Below are 22,720 nucleotides of genomic sequence, written 5' to 3' on the forward strand. Positions count from 1 at the left end.
ATTCGGTCCTGCCGGGGGACTGGCTGCCCAAGAGCAGACCTTCGCCGGTTGACCTACCCGGTTCTGCTGAACGCGATGTCGGCCAAGGCCCAGTCATCCGGCGGACCCTCGAAGGCTTCCCACGGGTAATCCTCACCAGGGGAGAGGAGCTCGGCGACGGTGTTGACGTTGCTGGCAAGCCATTCGCGCCAGATGATCCGCTCGATCCGGTAGCGCTGCAGCTGCGCGGCGACGGCTTCGAGGACGCCAAAGTGTTCGGCGAGCTGCCTCAGCGACGTCGTTGCCACCACCGACCATGCCCGGCCGCCGTTCCTTGTCACCAGGTTCCAGGCAGCGAGTAATTCCAGAGCCTCGTTGACCGCTGACCGTGAGAGTCCGGTGACCCGGACGAGGTCGGTGATCGGCAACGCAGGGGAATGCTCCAGAGCCTCGTAGACGAAAGCCGCCGGCAGCCCCAATTCCCTGAATACCGGGCGAAGTGCGTGGATTTTTCCTTTCTGCCAGGAGGCATCCTCGGCCGAGGTCTTCAACTCTTCGGGAACTGTGAGCATATACAGATCGCCCTTTGTCCCGCGGGCTTCTTCGACCAGTGTAATGAGGGGATCTTTCTCCGTCCGGAGAGCTTTCAGGTGCAGTGCCACCGTGGTGTGATCCAGCCCGGTGGCCACTGCAATGGACCTGACACCGAATTCAATGAACCGAGATGCTGTCATGTGGGCCGCCTCCCCAAGGGATCTCAGCACCATTCTTCGTGCCATTCCTATCCGAGATTCCGTGTAGTTCACCTCCCTGATTCGAAGTGCGTTGCGCCACGTCCGGATGAACCGATGCTCGGCATCGGGATTCGAATTTTGTTTCAAGCCCTTTAGTTCTTGGGGCTGTGTATTTGGCTGGCTTGTGGGGGATCTGCGGACATTGTTATTTCTGTTCGAAGTAGACGGGTTTTTGCTCAGGTAGGCGACCGCATTGATCCAATCCCTTCGCAGTGCCGGGACACGGTGACGGGAGGCATAGCGAGCATAGAAGGAAGCGAGCCCTGGCCAGGTCCCCTGCATCATGCGGCGTTCGACGTCAACGAGTTCCAGTCCGGCGGCCGCGGCCCCGGTAATGATGGCCTGGCGTGCATCCGAATCAGAGGCGTAACGGTTCGTGTCGTATAGCCCGGTCTGGGCCATCAGTTGCATGATGCGGGACATCCGACCTGCCGGATGCTTGATCGCAGGTGCCGCTTCGGCCATTGGGGTGAAGTTGGTCTCAAGGCGGAGCGCACGGACGGCGGCGATCTCCCCCGCCAGATCATCGGTCATCGCAGCCCAGACGTTGGCCGTGTTGGGCCGGCGGGCAACGTCGTAGGCCATGGACAGGCTCATCGCGAGTTCTTGGTGGCCGCCGCGCTTGTGCGGTGAGCCGGGTGTGCGCATGCAGCCGTGCAGGAGGTTCTGGTGCGGGGTCTTGTCCAGGCTCCGGTACCGGGTACCCAGCGCCTCGACGAGATCACGCGCTTCAGAGAAGGTGACACGCTGCTTGAGTGGGACGTATACGTGCCGGCCGCCGTTGGGTGAGTAGTCCTCGATCCAGCGGGCACCGACAGAGTGCAGCCACGTCTGGACTGCCCGGACGTCGGCTTCGACCCAGTCAATACCGGCGATGGACGAGTCAAAGTCGAGGAAAATCGCGGCACAGGTGCCGTCTTTGCCGAAAATCCGGACCGCCGCAGGGAGCGTGGGCAGCGTCTCACTGAGAGTGCGCTCGTGCTTTTGCGGGTATGTCTTGCCTGCATCCCGGGAAAGGCGAACTCGGGGCTGACCTGCGAGGATAGGCGCCAAGGCAGCCCACGCTTGAGCGGGGCTGTGAGTGGAGGATGGCTCGTGCGACACGCCAGCGCCGTATATGGCTGGCAGCACACGGGCGTGCTGTTGTACGATGATGCTGTTCCTGTCGAGGGAATGACTAAGGACCGATCTTGCAGGATCGGTTTTGCAACACAAATGAAGTCCTGTGAAGGTCTTCCATCCGATCTACGATCTGTTTGCCGGCAAGCTTCCCGGATCGTGGATCTTCAGCTTCGAAGGCCCGCCTAGTGCGGGCCTTCTTCTGTTATGAGGCTATGCGGATCGGCAGTTCCTCCTGATGCGCGAAATGATCCAGCAATGCCAGATCTTCGCGCAGGGACCGGTCGACGGCCGAGGAAACGTAGTCAGTGACGGTCATGCCTTTGGCGGCAGCGATCATCTGAACATCCTCCGCGGTCTTAGCCTGCGTGCGGAAGCCAATGTATTTGCGGAGGCCCTTGCTCGGCCGCCCGCCTCCACGATTGATTACTGCGCTCATAGTCATGTCCTTTGAATCTCGCACAACCCAGTAGGTTGTGACTGCTTCATCGCTGATCCTGCTTGCCGTCGACATAATGCGTTTCTGTTTACAGCTATCGACTGAATCGAAATTAGCACTGCCCTTGGAAGGATCCGGGGATTTGTTTACAGATAACGGCTCCGCGTGTCGCAGCCCACCTACCCTGGGTCCGTGCGGCGGCGTCGCATTCGTTTGCTTCGAAAGTGGCTTATGCATCGGCACGTCCACGTCCGCACGCCCGATTGGTAGCCACGACAAGAAGGACCGGTCCGATTGGTCAACCGTCACGACTGAAGACAGCGGCCGCATTAGCTTGTCATGCGACTTCGTTGGTCACTGGCAGGTGCGACCCCAGCGATCTGTGGCATGTCTGGTTCCACGTGACAAGGCACTCTGTCTGGCACCTCAAGGCAGTTCATGGGGACTTCTTCCCAATAAGCTTGGGCGTGCGGTATTCCTTCATGTACGTGATCACCCTTACCCGGCTTCAGGGACCTGTAGATGTACAGGACGTGTTGGCAGCGGCATCGACTTGAATCCCCCAAGAACTCAAGTAAGCGAAAGCCTACAGACATGCTCCGCACATGCACAACTCAGTAGTTACTCATGGCCTATACGCTATGAATGTCATCAGGTAAAATTTTGTGTCAGCTGTCCGCCTGCTCTGTGCAGTGGTCGCACCAAAGCAGCTGACCTGGGCTGAAGGAGCTTTAACGATGGGAAATGGGGCCCGCAGCGTGTTCCTTACGCAACAACAGAAGAAAGAGCGCCTGGCCGATCGCATGGGCATCCTGGTAGATATCTGGGAGTCGGACAACAACACGGCGCTCACTTACCCTCATGTGGAAGAAGCACTTTCGACCCACGGAATCCACCTGTCGCGAACACGGTGGTCATACTTGATCAATGGCACTGGCAGCCTGGTGACCGACCAGGAACTCCTGAAGGGCATCTCAGAGTACGTTTTTGCCGTACCGGCCAGTTACCTCTGTGATCTGAACAGTGAGACTCCTCCCGAGGTAGAAGCGCGGATGGAGTTCCTGGTGCAGATGCGCAAGCTCAAGGTGAAGAACTTCGCCGCGAGAAATCTGGGCGCGACTTCGCCGGAAACACTGAGGACGATCACAAGGATCATCGATGCGTCGATGAACGGCGAGGATGAATGACTCTCCCACCGGTTCAGGACAAGGTTCGGGAGTTGTGCGGTAACGGCACGACGTCGATGAAGGAAGTCGTCGAACGCTTGACCGTGATCTGCGAGAAGCCGATCAACCTGATCGAGTACAACGAGTCCTGGGGTGCGCTCACGGCCTTCAAAGCCGAATTTGAAGATCGCATAAACGTCTATTTCCCCCCGCAGAAGTCGCAGCAATACAAACTTCACTGCATATATCACGAGCTCGGACATATCTACTTGGAGAGCCTTCGGATTGCCCTGGCTCTGCCGGATCTCTCTGAAGAGATGCTGAGGGAAACCGCGGACGCAATTAGTGTCACCTGCCGGTCCGTTCCGAATCATCCTGTCGAACGGTGGGTGGAGAATTTCGCTTTCGAGATGTCGAAGAAGACCCGCTCACGCAGCTCGTCCGATCCTGATCCTTTTCTCTGATAGACCATGAAACTATTGCTCTTTGCGCTGCTGAGTGCCCTATGCCTCCTTCGGATCCCCTCGGTGGTCAAGGTCGCGGAATCCCGGGCGTCGTGGGTGGCATCGATGTTCGGCCTCGCGGCGCTCTATGTCCTGGGAACGGTTACACCGCTGGAGGATATCGACCGCTACCTCGGTGGCGTCAACGTGACGAACCTGCTTCAAGCCATCTTCGCGCTACTGGCGATCTTCTTCTTCAACGACAGCGTTCGGCGTTTAGCGAACGTACCCATTGTCAGATGGACCTACTACACACCGTTGCTGAGCATTCCCCTCATGGTTGTCAGCTTCGCCCTGATTGAGGACAAAGCCCCAACGGCTGCGGACTTCATTGATACCCGCATGGACCAGCTCGCAACTGCCGTGTACAGCGGCACGTACATGCTCGCGCTGTTGTTCACCGTGCTCAGGATCATCTACATGCTTCGGCACAAGGCAAGGGGCCTGTACGCAACATTCTCCGCGGGCCTGTTCGTAGTTGCGGTGGCTGTTGCATGCCACATTACGTACGTGGCGCTATTCCATTTCTCGCCCTGGCATGCCTTCGCCCGAGCGATTGGATCTTGGTTTGACCGTCTTTTCTATGTAGGCCTCTCGGTGACGGCGGCGGGGTGGCTGATTCTTTTCCTGTCGAAGCAGCTCCCGAGGTTGCGTCTCTGGATGATCGATGCGCTCTGGCTTACTGCGTTGAGGATGCGGGTTAATGCAGATCGATCACGAGTCAGTCCGGCGTGGGACCTATTCAATGAAACGCTCGAAAATGGCGTCTACAAAAGCCTCATTGTTCTGCACAACTACGAGCGAGTGAACTTGATGGACTTCCCGGAGTCTGTCCAGGGCAGGATCATGCAAATTGAGGCCAAGCTAGACGCGTAGACCTAGCCTTGCTCGGTCAAGATCGTTTTGCTGATCCAACTCGTCAGTTCGTTGGTGAAGGTAGAAGGCGAGGCATTCCACTCCTGGGTATGATGCGCCTCCGGTAGGGGAATCAGGGTGACGGTGGCCGGATTCGCGCGTTGGAACGCGGCCGAGATCTCCCAGGGAACCTCTAGATCTGCGCTGGACTGCAGGACCAGGGTCGGGACTTCCACCCGGTTAGGTACATCGACCCAGTCAAGTGCATTGAAATCGATTGGTTCCTCCAGCCCGAGCATCTTCGCGAATGGGGGAGTCTGCAGCAGGCACATGACAAGGCCGGCACCAATCGCCGGGACGCCGGCCCGCGCCGCCCCTGCAGTGATGGTCCTACGCCAGCTCGTGACGGGCCCTACCAGGACAATCCCTACGATCCGGTCCCGGTGGGCGCTGCGCTCCGCTGTGAGCAGGGCAATGGTGCCACCCATAGACCAGCCGGAGAGGATGATGCGCCTGGCTCCATGAGCTACGGCGTAGGTCACAGCGCTTTCCACATCACGCCATTCAGTTTGCCCAAGGTGACTCGATTCGGCCTGTGGTGGGCTGACCTCCGCGTCGCTGCGAAATGTGGGAACCAGGGAGGTAAAACCCAATGAACTGAAAGCGTGGACATCTCGGAACATGATTGAGCGGTCCGTCCAGCTGCCATGGATGTGGATCACCCATACGTCCGTGTTTCCCTCGAACAGCCATGCAGGCGCCGCACCGTAGGCGGTGGGGACGTCCACCTCTTCGTAGCGTCCGCCGACAGCAGAGGGCTCGAAGAACACATCCGGGGTCCAATCGACGATCGGCCCCAGACGCCCCTGCGCGGAGCCGGCCGGATCAATCCGCCGCTCTACGTACTTTTGATCCTCATTGATCAGCGTGACCTCGCCGACTCCTATGTACTTCTCTGTCGCAGGGTCGAACACGCCGAAGTCGCCCGGGGCTTTGGTGTAGTCATCCAAATCAATCCGGATTCGTCGTCCGTCTTCTGTCACCTCGGCCCGGCGGTAGTCCTTCGGGCCCCGCTTGACGATCTTGCGGGCCATGATGACAGCGAACCCAGATAGCCCGGCGGCCGGCACAAGGAACGCCATGCAGGCCAGGAGGCGCCGTGACGTCAGCATTAGGTCTTCATCCTCCAGCGCCAATCAAGGCAGAACAACGGAACCCACACATCGTAACGTCCCTTCGGTGCCTGATATGCGCATCAGCCATGCTCACTACAGGCGTTGCACATGTTCACTACAGGCATGTAACGTGCTTAGTGAATCAAGAAGGTGCTCTTTGACAAAGCTTGTTATGAATGCGGGGCTCATCTACCGCGGAGGTAGTTGACATAGGCGGGAAGCATCTCGAACTCCACGGCGTCGATATTTGCCTCGTACTTCACGCGCTTGCCGTGCCGTTGGCCTGCAGGGGAGTCGGCCGTGACAGCGCCTGTAGCTTCGAGCGCTTCCAGGTGATGCTGGAGGCTGGGCCGGGTCAGCTTTTTGTTGCCGTCCAGGACGATTCCCTTGAGGATTTCGCCGGTGGTACACGGACCGTTCTGTTGCAGGTAACGCAGGATGGCCGCGTGGGCTCGGTTTCCGAGAACTTCGATGGCTGCCTCAACCTGTTGCGGGTGATTGGGCTGGATGAGGCGCGGCATGCGTCTATCTTGCCCGATTATTTGGATAGCCCTGAGTTATAGAAGCAAGTGTATCGCTAAATGATGCACTTTGAGCTACAGTCAAATTGCTGGCGATGTGACAGGCAGCTTGGTTGGAACGAGAGAAGAGTTGGCGGCCAGCCCAACGACTTGATTGTCGGTAGCTGGCAGTAGACGGGGAAGCGATGCCTATGGGGGAGGGACAGGTTTTGAAGAACATGCTGCCGTTCGGCACACAGTGGCCGATGAACGCGTCATTGCCTACCCGCCCCAGACGCCGTATAGGGGCGAAGCGATGACCGCCCGGAAAGCCATCACCGGCGCCTCGATTGTTGCGCTGCTGACGGTTGGCCTTGTCACTGTTGTTTTGGATGACAGCGACCCTGCGCAGGCAGCATCATCGTGTGCTGCACCTGCCGGCATTGCCGCTGGTCCGGCCCAGGCTGGGGGAGTGGCCGGGTTCGATGCCGAGCAGACGAAGAGTGCACAGGCGATCATGAACGCCGCCAAATCTCTCAAGTTGCCCGTCGCCGCGCAGCTGATCGGCATCCAAGCGGCGATCGGTGAGTCCACGCTGCGCGTTGTTGACTTCGGTGACGGGGCAGGGCCGGATTCACGTGGGTTGTTCCAGCAGCGGGCCAACGGCGCGTGGGGTTCGTATGCGGACCGTATGGACCCCACCATTTCGGCGACTAACTTCTTCAAGGCCCTGCAGAAAGTGGAGGGCTGGGAAACCCTCGAACCGACGATTGCGATCCACCGGACCCAGCGGAACGCAGACCCGAACCACTACACGAAGTTCCGGGCCCAGGCCACGGAGGTCTTCAAGGCCCTGGGTGGGGAGTCCGCTGCTGCGGTGGACCCGTCCGGCGTCTGCCCGGCCGAGGGCAACCAGGTTGTCGGAGACTTGGCCGGCAAGTGGGTCAAGCCCATGGAAGGGGCGATCAACAGCAGCGGTTACGGTCCACGCCCGGCCCCATCTGGCACTGCCGGGGGAGTGCTGGCGAACTTCCACTACGGCATCGACTTCGTTCACCCCGGAGGGCCGGGAACGATCGTGGCCATCACGGACATGAAGATCGTCAAGGTTCGCAACCTCGACGGCCTGTTTGGTACCGGCGTGACCGGTCAGACCGTGGACGGCAAGCTCACGATCGGCATGTACCACATGGAAGCCGGCTCGGTGAAGGTCAAAGAAGGCGACACCGTCGCCGCCGGAACCCCACTGGGCACCGAAGGGGCAACAGGCAACGTCACCGGCCGCCACCTTCACATGGAGTTCTTCGCCGGCGCCCTGCCAAACCCCATGGTCCCGATCAATCCCACGACCGACCCGACCCCGATCCTGAAAGAGAAAGGCATTCTCTGATGCGCAAGCACATCGCCCTCACAGCCGCACTTGCCGCCGCGCTTTCCCTGAGTGCCTGCGCCGGAAACGCGGGCACCGAACCGGCAGCTGGTTCCACCCCCACGGTGACCACCGAACAGGCCGGCCAGGAGAGTCACCACGCCGAGGACGGGCACGAGCACGGCGCGGATGAACACTACGGAATCCCTGAAGTGACGTGGGACCCGGCAGCGGAGAAAGCGGTGAAGGACACCGCTGCCAAGGTCATGGGACTGTTCGCCCGCCCCGATGTTCCGGAGACGACCTGGTTCGCCGATCTGGCCCCGCACCTCGCACCTGAGTACGCCGACGATGCGAAGTACATCGACCCGGCCCGTGTTCCGATCCGGAAAGTCACGGACGGTCCGGCGATCAGCAGGGACGCCGGCAACCCGCTGACGGTCACCGCAACGTTCTCCACCGATGCGGGCAGGTGGCAGATGCTCCTGCACCGTTCCGGCCAGCAGCAGCCGTGGCTGGTGACGGCCATTTCCCCGCAAGACCCGACTTCATAAACCAACGACCGAACCTGAAACGAGCGAGAGGAACACTCCGATGAGCACGAACTGGCAGGGCAGCGAACGGAAGAGCCGCGCGACCATAAGTCTTACCGACACCGAACCCGAAGCAACGGCAACGGATCCGGCAATCATCATCCACGCCGTCCCGGACGCCGAACCGGCAGCAGCCGAGTCGAAGCCTGAGACGGTGGTGGATCACCGCGAAGCGCCGCTGGTCAGCGGCCGCCGCAGCGCAGCAGTGCTGCGTAAGGAGAACGTGAACGACCAGCTACCACCGGCCACCGGCTGGCAGGCGTTCCTGCGGGTCGTGAGCTTCGGCCTGATCAGCCCCAAGGTCGGCGCGGCCGAGTTGGCCCGTCGGGCGGACCTGTCCGCGATCCAGCGTGTGTACTCGCGACCGATGCAGATTATGGTCGCCCAGCCCCTGGGCGGGGTGGGCAAGACGATGTGCAGCGTTGGCCTGGGATCGACGTTCGGTATCCACTCGGGCCAGCAGGCGCTGGTGTGGGACAACAACGAGATGATGGGCACCGCAGGCGTCCGGACCAATGCGAACGACTCCACCCGGACCGTATGGGATCTGTTGAACGTCCTGGAGTCCTTTGAGACGGTCACCGCCCGCAAGGGTGAACTGTCTTACTACACCCGCCATCAGGGCAACAACCAGTTCTCCGTCCTGGTCGCGGACGAGGATGCGGACCGGATGAAATCCATCGGGGCCGACGAGTTCAACCGCATCCACACGGTCGTCAGCCGCTTCTACGACACCATCATCGTGGACACCGGCAACAACACCCGGTCAGCCAACTGGCTTGCTTCCATCGAGGTCACGGACCAGCTGGTGATCCCGACGACGTTGAAGCGCAACGCGGTCGTCTCCGCGTTGCGGATGATCGAGCAGCTCGAGTCCATGTCCGAGCGCACCGGCAACCCGCATTACAAAGACCTGGTAGCTAATGCGGTTGTCCTGGTCACCCAGGGCGGAGGGGCGAAGGTCTCCGCCGCCGAGCAGGCCGAACTCCGGGAGAACCTTGCCTCCGCGGTACGGGTGCTGATCGATATTCCCTACGACGGGGCGCTGGATACCGGCTCCATCATCGACTGGCAGCTCGTCGGAGACCCCGCCCGCCGTGCGTTCGAACGGGCCTCGGCCGAAATCGCCGCCGGGCTCCTGGCCGCCGACAACAAGCGCACTACTTCAACCAAGACCATCAACCGATAGGACCATGACCATGTTCAGCACCATCGCAAGCGAAATCATTATCCGTTCTGCCGTCCCCGCTGCCGAGAACCCCCTGGGCGGGGTCACCCCTGACATCAGCGTGTTCGGCGTGAAGTTCCAGAATGCCATCCAGCTTGTCCTGGGCGGCATCTGGGCTTTGGCGCTGATTCTCGTGGCGGCCGCGTTCCTCTGGAACCTGGCCAAGTGGGGCTTTGCCCGGCAGCGCGGACACTCGGACGACATCGAGGAAGGCGCATCGGGTGCGAAGAAGAGCGGGATCGCCTTCGCCGCCGTCGCCGGTGCCAGTGTCATCCTCGGCGGCATCCTGGCCTTGACCAGCGCAGCGGGGGCCTAGCCGATGCGGAAGCACTGGAAAGCACTTACGGCGGTAGGGGTAGCGATCCTGGCCGTCGCTGTTGCGGTGATTCTGATCAACCGCCCGGCGCCGGCCAGGGAGCCGGATCCAAGCTCGCTGCAGGCGTCCGGGAGGTTCGGGTTTCCCGTCTCCGATATCAAGATCGGCGAAGGCGGTACCAAGAAAGCAAGTGACGGCAAAACCATCACCGGCTACAACGGCACTTGCGATTCCGCAGCCCAGGCCGCCGCCAACTACACACACCTCATCAAGGACCTAAAGCTTGATACCTGGGCGCAGCAGAAGAGGACCCTCACTGAAGTATCCAGGCCGGGTCCATGGTTCGAGAAGACTACTTTTGCAAACAACGTGCTCGCCGAGGCGAAAAGCCAGGTCCCCGGATCCTTTGATGGCGGGTGGTACTCCCGCGCGGACGTAGCTGCTGGCGGTTTGTACCGGCTTGCCAACTGCGAAGAGAAGAAGAAGGCCGTCGTCCAGGTGTTCTCGGGAGCCCTTTCCGCCCGGGTCAACAAGGCTCCGAACGGCGTCTTTCAGACGGTCACGTTTGAGCTGGCCTGGGACGGTGACTGGAAGGTCTCCGACGCCGCAATTCTCGCGGACAAGGAGGACTTCGGTGGCCGGGTCAAGGACAGCGGTCCGATGAGCCTGGGCACCAACATGGAAAGTGAGACCACGCCGGTCCTGCGGGATGAACTGGTCACCGCCTTCTTCAAGGACAAGAGCCGGGAGGGGTGGGTTGAGTATGCAAACGCTAAGCGCTAGCAGGACGATCCGCCTCGTCGCAGTCTTTTTGGCGCTGTTCCTTGGCATGGGTGTGGCGTTCGCTGGCCCCGCTCAGGCGGCCGATGAGGTGAACACAACGGAGAAGTTGAACGCGGACCAGCTCAAGCGCCTCGCCGGGTTGCCGGAGGCCCAGCGGAACCAGATCCGGGACCGGCTCAACCACGAGCTGGCAAAGTCAGTCTGCGCCGATCCGTGGTTTTTTGGGGCAATGGGCGGCAGCGGCTGTGAAGGCACCTCTGCCAAGGCGTTCGGCTCGTTCCTGACTACGCCCGAAAAGGCGCTGGACTACGACGGCAAGAACACCGTGCCGTTCTGCGCAGGTCTGTCCGGCGCTGGTGCACCTGCGACGGCCAGCACGTGGTGCGCTCAGGGAGCTGCATGGAACGACTTCGTTCCGATTGCTGGGGCGGTGCTTCGTACGGCTTTGGCGGTGACACCTGGTGGTCAGGTGGTGTTGGGCACTGTGGACACGGTGGCTTTCATCGCCAACGCGAAAGACGGGTTTGAAAAGTTCGCCAACACTGTCAAGGACGAAGGCGTGAAAGCCACGAACGAGGTCCTGAACGACCTGCTGAAGGTCTCCGCGTTCGAGATTGACGATTCATTCCGGACTACCTGGGGGGCGTTCTCGGGTATCGGGATCCTGATCATGGGGCTGATGTATTTCAAGCTCTGGAAGGACGTATCGGACGAGGAGATTGATCTGGACTCGGCCCGGCAGTCGTTGCTTTGGTACGGGCCTGTGTCGATGATCCTGGTTTTGTTCGGCCCTGCTCTGGCATATGTGGTGAACGGGTGGCTTACCGGTATCACTGAGTCCGTCGCTTTCTGGACCTCCAGCCGGGTAACGGATTTCGGGGTGGCGATTTCCCGGTTCGCCTCGTATGAGTCCAGCGGCGCGTTCGGGCCTTTAGCGGCCGTGGTCCTGTTCGGTCTGTTGTTCGTTGCTGCGTGGGCACTTCTGGGTCTGCTGGCGTTGCAGCCGCTGGCCTTGTACCTGCTGGGTCTCGGTCTGGCTCTCATGATCGGTTTCATGATCCATCCCAAATACCGGGAGCGCGTGGGCAAGACCGGTGCCCTGTGGCTCGGCATTGCCCTCTCCAAGCCGTTGCTGCTGCTGATGATGGGCGCGGTGTTCAGCTTCATCGCCTCCCGCCCGGCGTTCAGCGGCGAAGGCGTTGACGACGGCATGGTGAACGCCTCATCGGTGTTCATCGCAGGTGCGGGAATGCTCGTCCTGGCGTTCGCCCCCTCGCTGCTGTTCAAGTACGTGCCGATCCTGCCGTCCTCCTCCACCGGCCTGGGCGCCAACCGGCAGTCCATTGCCGGGGCAGCGATGGTCGCTGGTGCCGGGACGGGTCTCTCTGCTGCCATCAGGCAGCGCAGGACCGCCCAGATCCAGTCCGGGACCTCACGCACCGGCAGTACCGGTCAGGGCGGCAGCATGGCCCCGCAAAACACGATGCAGGGAACATCGAGCCTGGCGGGTGGGGATCAGGGCCCAGCAGGCCTTGGGACACAGGGCCGGCGGAGTGCAGCAGGCCGGCTCGCCAACGCCCAGGAGCCCAAGGCTCCGCAGGAGACCCGGACGGTAGGTGAGCTGCAGAAGGCCGACCGTGCAGGGACCGGCGGTGGCAAAGCGGCTCAGGCCGTGCGGACCGGCGCGGCATCGGTTGGGCGGGGCTCGGTCAAGATCGCCGCCGGGGGCGCGACGGCGTTCCTGCTGGCGGGCCGGGAAACCGCGCGTCAGGCCTCGATCCGGGGTCAGCGCGCCGCGCACTCGATGGCACCGGATACCGACCACATCAGTGGCCGGTAAGAGCAGTACAGGCAGGGAGTAGTAGTCATGGGAAGAATGGTTGTTGTCGGCGGCGAGGTCCAGCGCCGTGGCCTGTTCGGTGGAAACCGGACAGCCCCGGAATGGATCGGCCTGTCCGCGGCCGTCGGTACGGCGCTGTTGGTGGTTATGGCCGGCGGCAGCCAGGTTGTCAGCCTGGTCATCGCCGCCGTCCTGGTCCTGGCCGGGGTCATCCTGACCACGCCCAACAAGTTCTCCGGACACCGTTCCCTGGGTGCTCTTTTCGTAGAGGCACAACACAAGAAGCTGCGGCGCCAGAACGAGTCTCTGGCTTTCGTCCCGGTCAAGGCCCGGCCCCAGACCCGGATGGTCAAGGCCGGAAAGAAGGACAGGCACCGGGCGGACGGGAAGGGCATGATCGAGATCCCGGTCAGCCACAAGGACAATGCGCCGCTGATGGTGGGCACCGTGCGCCATTTCACGGTGAACACTCCGGAAGGGCCGATGGTGGTCTTCCGCCATCAGGGCAAGATCCAAAAGGCTTACTACACGGTCACCATGGAAATCCTCGGCTCGTCCTCGGCAATCCGGGAGGAGCACCGGAAGGAATCCGGGCATGTGGCCCGCGGCCAGTACCTTGCCCGGCTGGCCCGCCGCCAGTCCCTGGTGACGCATGTGCAATCTCTGGCCCGGGCCGTGCCGATGGACTCAGCCGATCACCTGCTGTGGGTGAAGAAGCGGGTAGCCAGGAACGTGCCCCACATTCTGCTGGAGTCCTACGGGGCGCTTTGCGAAACGGTGCGGTCACGGTCCGAGCAGCATCGGACCTATGAGACGTTCCGGATCCCCAGCTCCGGGGCTCTGTTCCGCCGTGCTGACGCCCTCGGTGGCGGGGATGAGGGAATCGGCCAGGCGATCTATCAGGAAGTCCGCTCGGCCATGTCCCAGGCCACGATGATGGGTTCGATCCTGGACTTCCGCCCCCTCGGTGCCCGGGCGATGGCTGCGCTGCTGCGCCACCTGCAGGACCCCGATTTCGACATTGACGACTATGAGGGCGCGGACCTGATGGACTGCTGGCAGCACCTTGATGGCGGGGCCTCTCCGCTGGCTCTGGTCGTCAACAACCACTGGCGCATCCGTACCGGGTACGTGCCGGCGTCGGCGTTCAGCCCCCAGGCCATCCCGGTCGAAGCGCTGGAAGCGGTGATCAGCGGCATCCAGCCGGCCGTGGTGCATTCGGTGTCCATGGTCATGGAGCTTGAGGATGCCCGCAGTGCCCGCTCCAAGGCCCGTACCGACGCGGCGATGGACCGGGCGAAGAAGAAGGCCATTGATAAGTCCGGTGTCGTGACCGACGGTTCGGACGATGTCCTGCTGGACGCCTCCCACCAGCGCCTCCTGGACCTGAAGCCCGGATCCGGGCACCACGGCGCCGCCTACGCGCTGTACATCTCGTTCGCCGTGGAGAACGAGGACGAGATCCTGTCCACCACCGACATCGTTGAGGCCGCCGCTTCCGATGCCGGTATCGAGTTCATTGACTGGATGGACCACCGCAACGACCTTGCCCTGATCACCACCATGCCGTTCACAAGGGGAATCCGATGACCACCACGAACAACGTCAAGCGGTTCAGCCTGCCGTGGGCCGTGGCCCGCAAATCCCGCCGGACACTCCGGACCCAGGCACGGGCCGAACAGTTGACCTTGGACGCTGCAGCGGCGCAGACCACGGCCGATGGCCTGGACCGCAACCGTCCGGTGTCCTTCTCCGCCGCGAAAAAGGCGGAAAAGAAGGAAGCCCAACGACGGGAGCAGGCGGAATCGAAAGCCAACGCCGCGACGCGCTGGCACCACGAGCGTAAGTGGAAGTTCGCCTCCCGGCTCGGGTTCTATGACCCGGCCGCACCTGGTGTGGAGTCCTCCACACGGCAAATGGAATTCTCGCACATGGCCATCGCGTCCCCTCCGACGTCCCACCGCGGGCTGGTGTTCGGGGTGGATGCGGGGTCCGGGTGGATGATCGTGCATGATCCCTTCACCGCCTACGGGGACACCATTGAGTCCCCGAACGTGTGCTACATCGGTGACCTCGGGCAGGCCAAGTCCTCGGCCATGAAGACCTGGGGCGTACTGCGCCAGCTCATTCTGGGCCGCCGCGTCGTCGTGATCGATAAGAAGTACCAGACCGACATCGGCGGCGGCGAGTACACGCCGCTGGCCCGAAAGCTTGAAGTGGCCCCCGTGCGGTTCCGCATCGGCGGCGGCGGATCCCGGATCAACATCCTGGATCCGGACATCGCTGCCCGCCTGAATGAAGAAGCAGGCGACGGTGAGATTTCCACCCCTGCCGGTCAGTCCATGCTCGTCCGCGCCGTCATGGAAGAAGCCCTCCGCCGGCCCATGAGCCCCAAGGAAGGCAAGGCCGTCCGCGTCGCCCACCGCCAGGCCCTGGCCGACGCCAAAGCTGCCGGGGAAATCGCGCACATCGGGCACATCCTCAAAGCCCTCTACGCCCCGGCCCCGGAGGTCGCGGAAGCGGCCGGGCTGACCGTGGACGAGCTGCGCGAGTGGGGCCAGGACCCGGCCTTTGAACTCGAACGCATGATCGAGGACGACCTGGCCGGCCTCATCGACGGACCCACCAGCGAGAACATCCGGCTCAACAGCGGCCTGACCGTCTTTGACGTCTCCCTGCTGCCGGAGGACGGCCCGGCGCTGCCGATCGTCATGACGATCATCAACACCTGGCTCGCGAACACCCTGTACCGGCAGAGCACACCGGTCCCGACAACCCTGTTGATCGAGGAAGCCTGGCACACCGTGCAGGGCTCGGTGGCCACCGTGACCCGGCGCAACACCAAGCTCTCCCGTGCACTGTCCCTCTCGTGCCAGTTCGCGTTCCACCACATCTCCGACATTCCCGAAGACAGTCCGGCCATCGCCATGCTCAAGGAATGCGGAACCGTCCTGCTGTACAAACAGCAGAAGACCGCGGACGCCCTGGCCTGTGAGCAGATGTTCAACCTGCCGCCGGGATCCGCCGACGTCATCTCCCGGCTGGTCAAGGGCACCTGCCTGTTCAAGATCGGCAGCCATGACCCGTTCGAAGCCATCCATATCCGCAGCCCGCTCGAAATTGAACTGACCGACACCGACAGTGCCATGAAATCCGCCAGCACCATCGCCGTTAACGAAGAACTGACCGGTATGGAGGTACCGGCATGAGCAGCAAGACCTCGACAGATACCGTCATGAAAATCGGCTTGGCCGTGATCGTCGTGGTGCTGGCGGCCCTGGCCTGGGTATCGGCGTTCCTTGGCGAGATGCTGACGCCTACGGGGATGCCGTGGACGGACGTCGCCGCTCTCTGGGCCAGGATCAAGGCCGGTCAGTTCGTCTGGCCGGGCGCGTCCACGTGGATCCTGATTGTCCTGTCCGTGCTGGCCATTGTTGGTGCCGGGATTCTCAGCGCACTGTTCGGGTCCACGACGACCCGTGACGACGGGCTGCCCCGCTACAGGGACCTGGAAAAGCGGATGGGCAAGAAGGCTGCCTTGGCCAAGGCCAGGCAATCCCTGGAGCTGCCCGCAGAGGCCACCGAGGACGAAATGATTGTGGCGCTGTGCAAGCTCGACGGTCAGACCCTCTACGTTCAGCATGAGGATTCCATGTGGGTGTTCGCCCCGCAGCGCTCCGGCAAAACACTCTTCCTGGCAGTCGGTATCGTCCTCGACGCACCCGGTGCTGTGATCGCCACGTCCACGAAGAATGACCTGCTGATGCTCACGGCCGTAGCCCGGCAGCGCAAAGGGGAAGTGTCCGTGTTTGACCTTCAGGACATTTCAGGCTGGGACAACAAAGTCCGGTGGAACGTCATCGACGGTTGCGAAGATCCGGACGAAGCCCTGGCGCGCGGGAAGGCCTGGGCCGGTGCCCAGCCCATGGGGGACGTGAAAAACGGCGACTTCTTCAACTCCAAGGCAGCAGCCATCCTCGGCCGGTTCCTGCACGCCGCAGCCCTGGGCGGGAAAGGCATCGAGGACGTGGTGAAGTGGACGAACGATTTCTCGAATGCCGAACCGCTGGACATTCTCACCCAGCACAAGGCCCCGGCGGCCTTCACCACGCGGCTGCGGGCGCTGACGGAATCCCGGGCAGGGGAAACGGTTGACTCCATTCAGGAGACACTGGCTGGGCTGCTCGAACCGCTGTCCTCGCCCAAGGCGATGCACATTCTGAGCCCGGATAAGGGCGAGGGGTTCGATATGGAGAAGTTCCTGGACAGACCGAACACCATGTACCTGCTTACCGACGGTGAGCGGTCGCCGGTAGCACCGCTGGTGGCCATGTTCGCCGACTTCATGTTCCGCAAAGGCCAGCGCATTTCACAGAACCTGCCCGGGGGCCGGCTATGGCCGGTGCTGACGATGGTCCTGGATGAAGCGCCGAACGTTGCCGCGATCCCGGACATGGCCGGCGCACTCTCGGACTCCGGCGGCCGCGGGATCCGCATCATCGGGTTCAGCCAGTCATTCGCGCAGAACCGCCAACGGTGGGGCTCCGAGGCTGCCACGGCGATCCGCGGCACCTCCTCCATCCGGCTGTTCCTGCCGGGCCTGGAAGAACTCGATGAACTCGACAAGATCGCCCGCGCAGCCGGGACCACCCGCAAGCAGCGGGTTTCCACCTCCCAGGGACGGAACGGGTCATCCCGCACGATCAGCGACGAAGAACGGCCCGTGATCCGCGGCAGCGAGATTCAGCAACTGCCGGTGGGGGAAGCATTCATGCATTACAGCAACGTCGCACCGGCCAGGGTAACGCTCACACCATGGTGGGAACGCCCTGATTCCGCGCAGATCACCGAAGACAAAGCAGCGGCCCAGCAGCTCAAAGACAAAGCTGCCGCCCGCCGCAGCACGGAGGAAGCAATCGCATGAGCGAGGACCAGAAATCCGGGCTGGCCGGCATCGAAGAGGTGTTGATCGAGCACGACGAACGGCTGGTGGACCTCAGCGAATCGATTGACTCCATGGCGGCCGCGGTGAAGAACCTCCTGGCGTCGCCGCCCGCGGCCACGCCAGCGCCGTGGAACTGGCAGGAACTCGACGGCGAACAGTCCGTGCAGCTCATGGATGCCCTCAACGAATGGGTCACCTGGATCAACGAACGCTATGGCGTTACTGACAGCTTCCGGATCTACGGCTGCTGGTACCGGCACAGCGCAGTCGTTGAAGAACTCACCGCCGCGTGGGTCGCCTGGAAGGCCGCCTACTACGGCCACAAAGACCCCACCATTGATGCCGCGTCGTGGCACGACGGCACGTTCTGGCCCATGATGAAACGCATACGGTCCGAAACCTGGGGACTGAGCAACTGCCACACCGAACACGCCGATCCCCGGCCATCGTTCAGGGACTCCACAGATCCCCAATTCACGGATTTCCTGGCCGAGTTGGGAGCCAAGGCTGGCCCCGCCCCACCCGGATACCACGTAACCTCGTTGTGAGGTCCGGAGAGCGTCCGTCAATCACGCCTCCTTGCAGACAAACACCAAGGAACCCCGGCGACGGCAGCCGTCGCACAGAAACCATCACTGGCCAGGACATCGAAGACGACCAAGCAGAGACAGCAAGGGCTAGTCCCTGGAACGCCGCGGCTTCGAACGCTAACGGCATGCCGGCACGCAGGACGGGAGGTGCTCGCCTGCCCGGGCCGCTCCTTAGGATGGAACCCATGACCGAACCGCGCGACCTCGCCCTCCCCACTGGATACACCGACCTCCTCGGTGAGCTCAAGAACCGGGTCCGGGCCGCACGCACCCGGGCAATGCGAACCGTTAACACACAGCTGATCGAGCTCTACTGGTCCATCGGGAAGACCATCCTGGAACGCCAGGACGTGGAGAACTGGGGGAGCGGAGTCATTGGACGGCTGGCGGATGACCTGCGGACCGAATTCCCGGAGATGAAGGGACTATCCCGCCGCAACCTCTTCTACATGCGCGGCTTCGCCGCCGCCTGGCCGGAACCAATAGTGCAACAGCCTGTTGCACAATTGCCCTGGGGCCATATCACCGTGCTGCTGGACAAGGCGGCGACCCCAGACGAGCGGACCTGGTACGCATCCTCAGCTGTGCAATACGGCTGGTCCCGGAACGTCCTCATGAACATGATGATGAACAAGTCGATGGAGCGGACCGGCGCCGCTCCATCCAATTTTGTGCAACAGCTTGCTGCACCAGACTCCGAGCTTGCCCAGCAGATGGCAAAGGACCCCTACAACTTCGAATTCCTCGGCCTCTCCGGGGAAGTCGCCGAACGTGACCTCGAGAACGCCCTCACCAGCAGAATCACCGAAACCCTCCGGGAACTCGGTCCAGGCTTCTCCTTCGTCGGCCGGCAGGTCCACTTCGACGTCGACGGAGACGACTTCTATGTGGATCTTTTGTTCTTCCACATCGAACAATCCCGCTACGTCGTCATCGAACTTAAGACCGGAAAGTTCCAACCCGAGTATGCCGGCAAACTCAACTTCTACGTCGCCCTCGTCGACGACGTCCTTCGCCGCGACCACCACAACGAAACCATCGGCATCCTCATCTGCGGAACCAAGAACGACCGCAGCGTCCGATACAGCCTGGGACGCTCCACCTCGCCGATGGCCGTCGCCGCCTACACCTACGACAAACTCCCACCGGCCGAACAGGAGGCGCTCCCCAACGAAGGACACATCGTTGCCGCCCTCGAATGGGCCGAACCGGACACCGAGGCACTCGAAAGTGCGAAGTCGAACCGGCGAAGGATGGACTGAATGCCTGTGTGGATGCAGGCACTGGTTTGGGGAACTGTCGCGGGTGCTTGGCGTCCTTGGCGCCGGCATATCCTGGCGATGGAGAATACCGTCGAAGCTCGTCTCCTCGGTGATGTCCTTCGGCGCCGGTGTGCTAATCTACGCCCTCGCGTTCGAACTGGTCGATGAAGCCGTAGAGGGCGGGGGATTGTGGCCGACGGCCGCAGGCTTCCTCGCCGGCTCGCTGGTCTATGTTGGAGCCAACATGCTCCTGGCCAGGTCGGGAGCGAAACACCGCAAACGCTCGGGCGATCAGCAACCTTCCGAAAAGGAGGCGCCCGGCAGCGGAACAGCGATAGCGCTGGGGGCACTTCTGGACGGCATTCCGGAATCCGTGGTCCTGGGGCTGGGGCTGCTCGCCGGCGGCGGAGTCAGCCCGGCAATGCTCGCCGCCGTGTTCATCTCCAACGTCCCGGAGGGTCTCTCCGGCACCGCGGGGATGAAGAAGGCCGGGCGAAGCGCAGGCTATGTGTTTGGTGTGTGGGGTGCGATAGCCCTGCTTTGCGGTATCGCCTCCCTGATCGGTTACGCAGCCCTGGAGAATGCCCCTGCCGCGGCGGTGGCGTTCATTACGGCGATCGCTGCCGGTGGGATTCTGGCAATGCTCGCCGACACAATGATCCCGGAAGCGTTCGAAGAGCATCACAACCTCACCGGCCTGACAGCATCTGTGGGTTTTCTCACGGCCTTTACCATCCATCACGTTAGCGGCTAGCCCGGACGACACCGCACGTGGCGCGGACGCATGGACGAAGGCGTCGGGTGGTTTCGCTGCACCGAGCACAGCCGGCATGCCCAGCGGGCGGCCCATCCAGGTGTGGAGGCAAGCGGAGCACGAAAGGACAGCCGAAGGCCAACCCGCCCTGACCGCTGCCGGCCGCTACAGGGTCCAGCGGAACCCGGCCGATTCCTCACACTCTGCGGAGCAGGTCCGGTAATAAGTCACCCAAGGGTCGTCGCCAAGGGGGCCGCCGCACGCCTCGCAAACTCCCTGGATCGCGGCCTTGCGTGCCGCCCGCAGTGCTTTCCAGTTCCTGAAAACTTCCCCAAAGTCATGACCGGACTCTACCCGAAAAGCCTCTTAGGAGCGCTCCCGATACCGGTCACCTGGGCTACCCATCTGGAAGGCCCCCACAGTGCCGCGCGCCCCAGAGTGCGCAGCGAGGGCGTAGCTGCCCAGCAGCCCAGCAGCCCAGATCGCTCCAACACTCTGGAGAACATCGGCTGAAGGTACTGCCACGATTTTATCCAAACGTTATATAAATTGGACGGGTTTTTCGCTTTTCTCCCCACGCTCAGCCCATAGCCTATTTGAGCTCAGTGAGCGATTCATTTGGTTTTTGACAAGAAAATTGGGGGAAGAATGAACGCCAGTACTTTGCGGCGTCAATTTTCGGCTCGCGCCGGAAGCACGGGAATGCACCAGCCGCGGAAGGCCAATTTGCGCCGTGGCATCGCCGTCACCCTTGCAGCAGTCCTCGTCGCCGGGCTGGGAAGCCTGGTATCTCAGGAGGCCGCACACGCCGCCATCGGCGCACCGTACAAGCTGCCGTACCCGGCAGGACACGCCTACAACATCAGCCAGTCTCCGGGCGGCAGCACCTCGCATAACGACGACTACAACCGCCACGCCGTCGACATCGAAACGCCCTATGGAACGACGATCGTTGCCTCGGCGGCCGGCCGCGTCTACTTCGAGGGATTGGATGCCTACGGTGGCGGCATTATGGTCCTGATCGACCACGGCAACAACCGCTGCTCCCAGTACGCCCATCTCAGCAGCACAATCGTCAACAAGGACGAATGGGTGGTCCAGGGCCAGCACATCGCCTCCTCCGGCGCCACGGGCAATGCTTCCGGTCCGCACCTGCACTGGAACATCGTTGACTGCGTTACCAAGAAGAGCAGTGAGATCCCCAACACGGTGGAAGCCGGCACTTACTATCCCGCCGGTAGCCGGCCTGTAAGCGAGAACGGCCTCTCCAACAAGCTGCCGGGAGCCGACGGCGAACGGGTGTCTGACTTCAGCGGCGACGGCCAGTCCGACGTCCTGGGCGTCGATGGCAACGGTGACTTCTGGTACTACCCCCATAACGGCGCCGGGCTCAGTGCCCGCTCCAAGATCGGCTCCGGCTGGGCGAACTTCAAACACGTGATGTCTGCGGACTGGAGCGGCGACGGCGCCGCCGACGTCATCGGCGTTAACGCCGCCGGAGATCTGTTGTACTACCCGAACAACAACTACTCATTGTCCAGCCCCACAAAAATCGGTTACGGCTGGGCGAACTTCAAACACGTGATGGCAGCGGACTGGAGCGGCGACGGCCAGGCCGACGTCATCGGCGTCGATGCCAACGGCGACCTCTGGTACTACGCCCACAGCGGCACCGGACTCAGCGCCCCCACCAAAATCGGCAGCGGCTGGGCGAACCACAAACAGGTGATGGCTGCGGACTGGAGCGGTGACGGCCAGGCCGACATCCTCGGCGTCGACGCCAACGGCGACCTCTGGTACTACGCCCACAACGGCACCGGACTCAGCGCCCCCACCAAAATCGGCAGCGGCTGGGCGAACCACAAACAGGCGATCGCTTCAGACTGGAGCGGTGACGGCCAGGCCGACATCCTGGGAATCGATGCCAACGGCGACCTCTGGTACTACGCCCACAACGGCACCGGCCTCAGCGCCCCCACCAAAATCGGGGATAGCTGGTCGACGTTCCCGCACGTAATGTAACACCGCCGGTGTACTGGCTCCGCGTTCCTAAATCACCAGGGGGACGCGGAGCCGTCCCGAAGTTGGCCGGCTCTTGTGGGGGCCGCTGCGTTCCTCATCGGTCGGTGTCCTGGACCGCCATCCCAGCTAACTTTCAGGTTTACCAACCCATAATGGACTGAAGCTCCGGTCAACCGCTATTTGACCGGAGCTTCGCCAATTAAGCCAAAAACGTTGGACAGTTCTCAAAACGCGGCCTTACCGGGTCCGACTTCTTGCTGGGCCGTGGACCACCAGAAACCCACAGGCGGCAGTCACTGACCCTTCCGGCTACAACCTTTCGAGCCACGGACTTCATCGTTAGCTCCCTAACAAGTGGATTGGGGGTAGAACCCAAGGTTCCGGATGTGCCTGGCCCGGCGCAAACCCTGTCACCCTCTATCCCACGAACGGGCAGGAGCGTACGAAAGACGGTCAGCATCGCAAAAGTAGCGAGGCTACCAGGCGTC

19 protein-coding genes and 1 pseudogene are annotated in these 22,720 nt (G+C 62.2%); 16 read left to right on the plus strand and 4 right to left on the minus strand.

From position 1 onward, the window contains the following. Nucleotides 1-53 precede the first annotated feature (53 nt). Together J2805_RS18890 and J2805_RS18895 are read right to left on the minus strand one after the other, a co-directional pair. Nucleotides 54-1,904 (minus strand): MarR family transcriptional regulator, encoded by a 1,851-nt coding sequence (locus tag J2805_RS18890; protein ID WP_396134422.1) that lies wholly within the window; start codon nucleotides 1,902-1,904, stop codon nucleotides 54-56. 193 nt (nucleotides 1,905-2,097) lie between these two features. Next, nucleotides 2,098-2,331 (minus strand): hypothetical protein, encoded by a 234-nt coding sequence (locus J2805_RS18895; RefSeq protein ID WP_011689691.1) that lies wholly within the window; start codon nucleotides 2,329-2,331, stop codon nucleotides 2,098-2,100. A gap of 665 nt (nucleotides 2,332-2,996) precedes the next feature. Here J2805_RS18895 and J2805_RS18900 point away from each other — a divergent pair. The 3 genes from J2805_RS18900 to J2805_RS18910 all read left to right on the plus strand — a co-directional run bounded on the left by J2805_RS18900 (nucleotide 2,997) and on the right by J2805_RS18910 (nucleotide 4,876). Further along, nucleotides 2,997-3,518 (plus strand): hypothetical protein, encoded by a 522-nt coding sequence (locus J2805_RS18900; protein ID WP_309978992.1) that lies wholly within the window; start codon nucleotides 2,997-2,999, stop codon nucleotides 3,516-3,518. After that, nucleotides 3,515-3,961 (plus strand): hypothetical protein, encoded by a 447-nt coding sequence (locus tag J2805_RS18905; protein WP_309978994.1) that lies wholly within the window; start codon nucleotides 3,515-3,517, stop codon nucleotides 3,959-3,961. The genes J2805_RS18900 and J2805_RS18905 overlap by 4 nt, the downstream gene beginning before the upstream one ends. A 63-nt stretch (nucleotides 3,962-4,024) precedes the next feature. Next, nucleotides 4,025-4,876: a hypothetical protein gene (locus J2805_RS18910; RefSeq protein ID WP_309978996.1), complete on the plus strand. Its 852-nt coding sequence runs from the start codon at nucleotides 4,025-4,027 to the stop codon at nucleotides 4,874-4,876. 2 nt (nucleotides 4,877-4,878) lie between these two features. On the opposite strand, the gene J2805_RS18915 is transcribed toward J2805_RS18910, so the two are convergent. Both J2805_RS18915 and J2805_RS18920 read right to left on the minus strand, forming a co-directional pair. Next, nucleotides 4,879-5,949: an alpha/beta hydrolase family protein gene (locus J2805_RS18915; protein WP_309978998.1), complete on the minus strand. Its 1,071-nt coding sequence runs from the start codon at nucleotides 5,947-5,949 to the stop codon at nucleotides 4,879-4,881. A 266-nt stretch (nucleotides 5,950-6,215) separates the two neighbouring features. Next, nucleotides 6,216-6,551, minus strand: coding sequence for a winged helix-turn-helix domain-containing protein (locus tag J2805_RS18920; protein ID WP_309979001.1), 336 nt, complete (start codon nucleotides 6,549-6,551; stop codon nucleotides 6,216-6,218). 295 nt (nucleotides 6,552-6,846) lie between these two features. Here J2805_RS18920 and J2805_RS18925 point away from each other — a divergent pair, with 295 nt between their 5' ends. The 13 genes and pseudogenes from J2805_RS18925 (at nucleotide 6,847) to J2805_RS18985 (ending at nucleotide 22,232) form a co-directional block, all read left to right on the plus strand. Then, on the plus strand, nucleotides 6,847-7,920 hold the full coding sequence (locus J2805_RS18925) for a M23 family metallopeptidase (protein WP_309979003.1): 1,074 nt from the start codon (nucleotides 6,847-6,849) through the stop codon (nucleotides 7,918-7,920). Beyond that, nucleotides 7,920-8,453 carry a hypothetical protein gene (locus J2805_RS18930; protein WP_309979005.1) on the plus strand — a complete coding sequence of 178 codons (534 nt, stop codon included), beginning with the start codon at nucleotides 7,920-7,922 and terminating at the stop codon, nucleotides 8,451-8,453. The genes J2805_RS18925 and J2805_RS18930 overlap by 1 nt, the downstream gene beginning before the upstream one ends. A 40-nt stretch (nucleotides 8,454-8,493) precedes the next feature. After that, complete coding sequence (locus J2805_RS18935; RefSeq protein ID WP_309979008.1) at nucleotides 8,494-9,681, plus strand: MinD/ParA family ATP-binding protein; 1,188 nt, start codon at nucleotides 8,494-8,496, stop codon at nucleotides 9,679-9,681. A gap of 10 nt (nucleotides 9,682-9,691) precedes the next feature. Beyond that, nucleotides 9,692-10,036, plus strand: a complete 345-nt coding sequence (locus J2805_RS18940) for a hypothetical protein (protein ID WP_309979010.1) — start codon at nucleotides 9,692-9,694, stop codon at nucleotides 10,034-10,036. A gap of 3 nt (nucleotides 10,037-10,039) precedes the next feature. Then, nucleotides 10,040-10,819: a hypothetical protein gene (locus J2805_RS18945; RefSeq protein WP_309979012.1), complete on the plus strand. Its 780-nt coding sequence runs from the start codon at nucleotides 10,040-10,042 to the stop codon at nucleotides 10,817-10,819. 88 nt (nucleotides 10,820-10,907) lie between these two features. Beyond that, complete coding sequence (locus J2805_RS18950; RefSeq protein WP_309979014.1) at nucleotides 10,908-12,659, plus strand: hypothetical protein; 1,752 nt, start codon at nucleotides 10,908-10,910, stop codon at nucleotides 12,657-12,659. Between the two features lie 27 nt (nucleotides 12,660-12,686). After that, complete coding sequence (locus tag J2805_RS18955) at nucleotides 12,687-14,249, plus strand: hypothetical protein (protein ID WP_309979016.1); 1,563 nt, start codon at nucleotides 12,687-12,689, stop codon at nucleotides 14,247-14,249. Next, on the plus strand, nucleotides 14,246-15,868 hold the full coding sequence (locus J2805_RS18960; protein WP_309979018.1) for an ATP/GTP-binding protein: 1,623 nt from the start codon (nucleotides 14,246-14,248) through the stop codon (nucleotides 15,866-15,868). The genes J2805_RS18955 and J2805_RS18960 overlap by 4 nt, the downstream gene beginning before the upstream one ends. Continuing rightward, the gene (locus J2805_RS18965) at nucleotides 15,865-17,583 is read left to right on the plus strand and encodes a type IV secretory system conjugative DNA transfer family protein (protein WP_309979020.1); all 1,719 of its coding nucleotides are present in this window, start codon (nucleotides 15,865-15,867) and stop codon (nucleotides 17,581-17,583) included. The genes J2805_RS18960 and J2805_RS18965 overlap by 4 nt, the downstream gene beginning before the upstream one ends. Next, on the plus strand, nucleotides 17,580-18,152 hold the full coding sequence (locus J2805_RS18970) for a DUF4913 domain-containing protein (protein WP_309979022.1): 573 nt from the start codon (nucleotides 17,580-17,582) through the stop codon (nucleotides 18,150-18,152). The genes J2805_RS18965 and J2805_RS18970 overlap by 4 nt, the downstream gene beginning before the upstream one ends. A gap of 227 nt (nucleotides 18,153-18,379) precedes the next feature. Beyond that, nucleotides 18,380-19,456 carry a PDDEXK nuclease domain-containing protein gene (locus J2805_RS18975; protein ID WP_309979024.1) on the plus strand — a complete coding sequence of 359 codons (1,077 nt, stop codon included), beginning with the start codon at nucleotides 18,380-18,382 and terminating at the stop codon, nucleotides 19,454-19,456. Then, a pseudogene (locus J2805_RS18980) lies at nucleotides 19,457-20,210 on the plus strand (ZIP family metal transporter). It begins immediately after the preceding gene. Nucleotides 20,211-20,912: 702 nt separating this feature from the next. After that, complete coding sequence (locus tag J2805_RS18985; protein ID WP_309979026.1) at nucleotides 20,913-22,232, plus strand: peptidoglycan DD-metalloendopeptidase family protein; 1,320 nt, start codon at nucleotides 20,913-20,915, stop codon at nucleotides 22,230-22,232. Nucleotides 22,233-22,720: the final 488 nt, after the last annotated feature.

Origin of the sequence: Arthrobacter oryzae, assembly GCF_031454875.1 — a bacterium.
Lineage (GTDB): Bacteria > Actinomycetota > Actinomycetes > Actinomycetales > Micrococcaceae > Arthrobacter > Arthrobacter oryzae_D.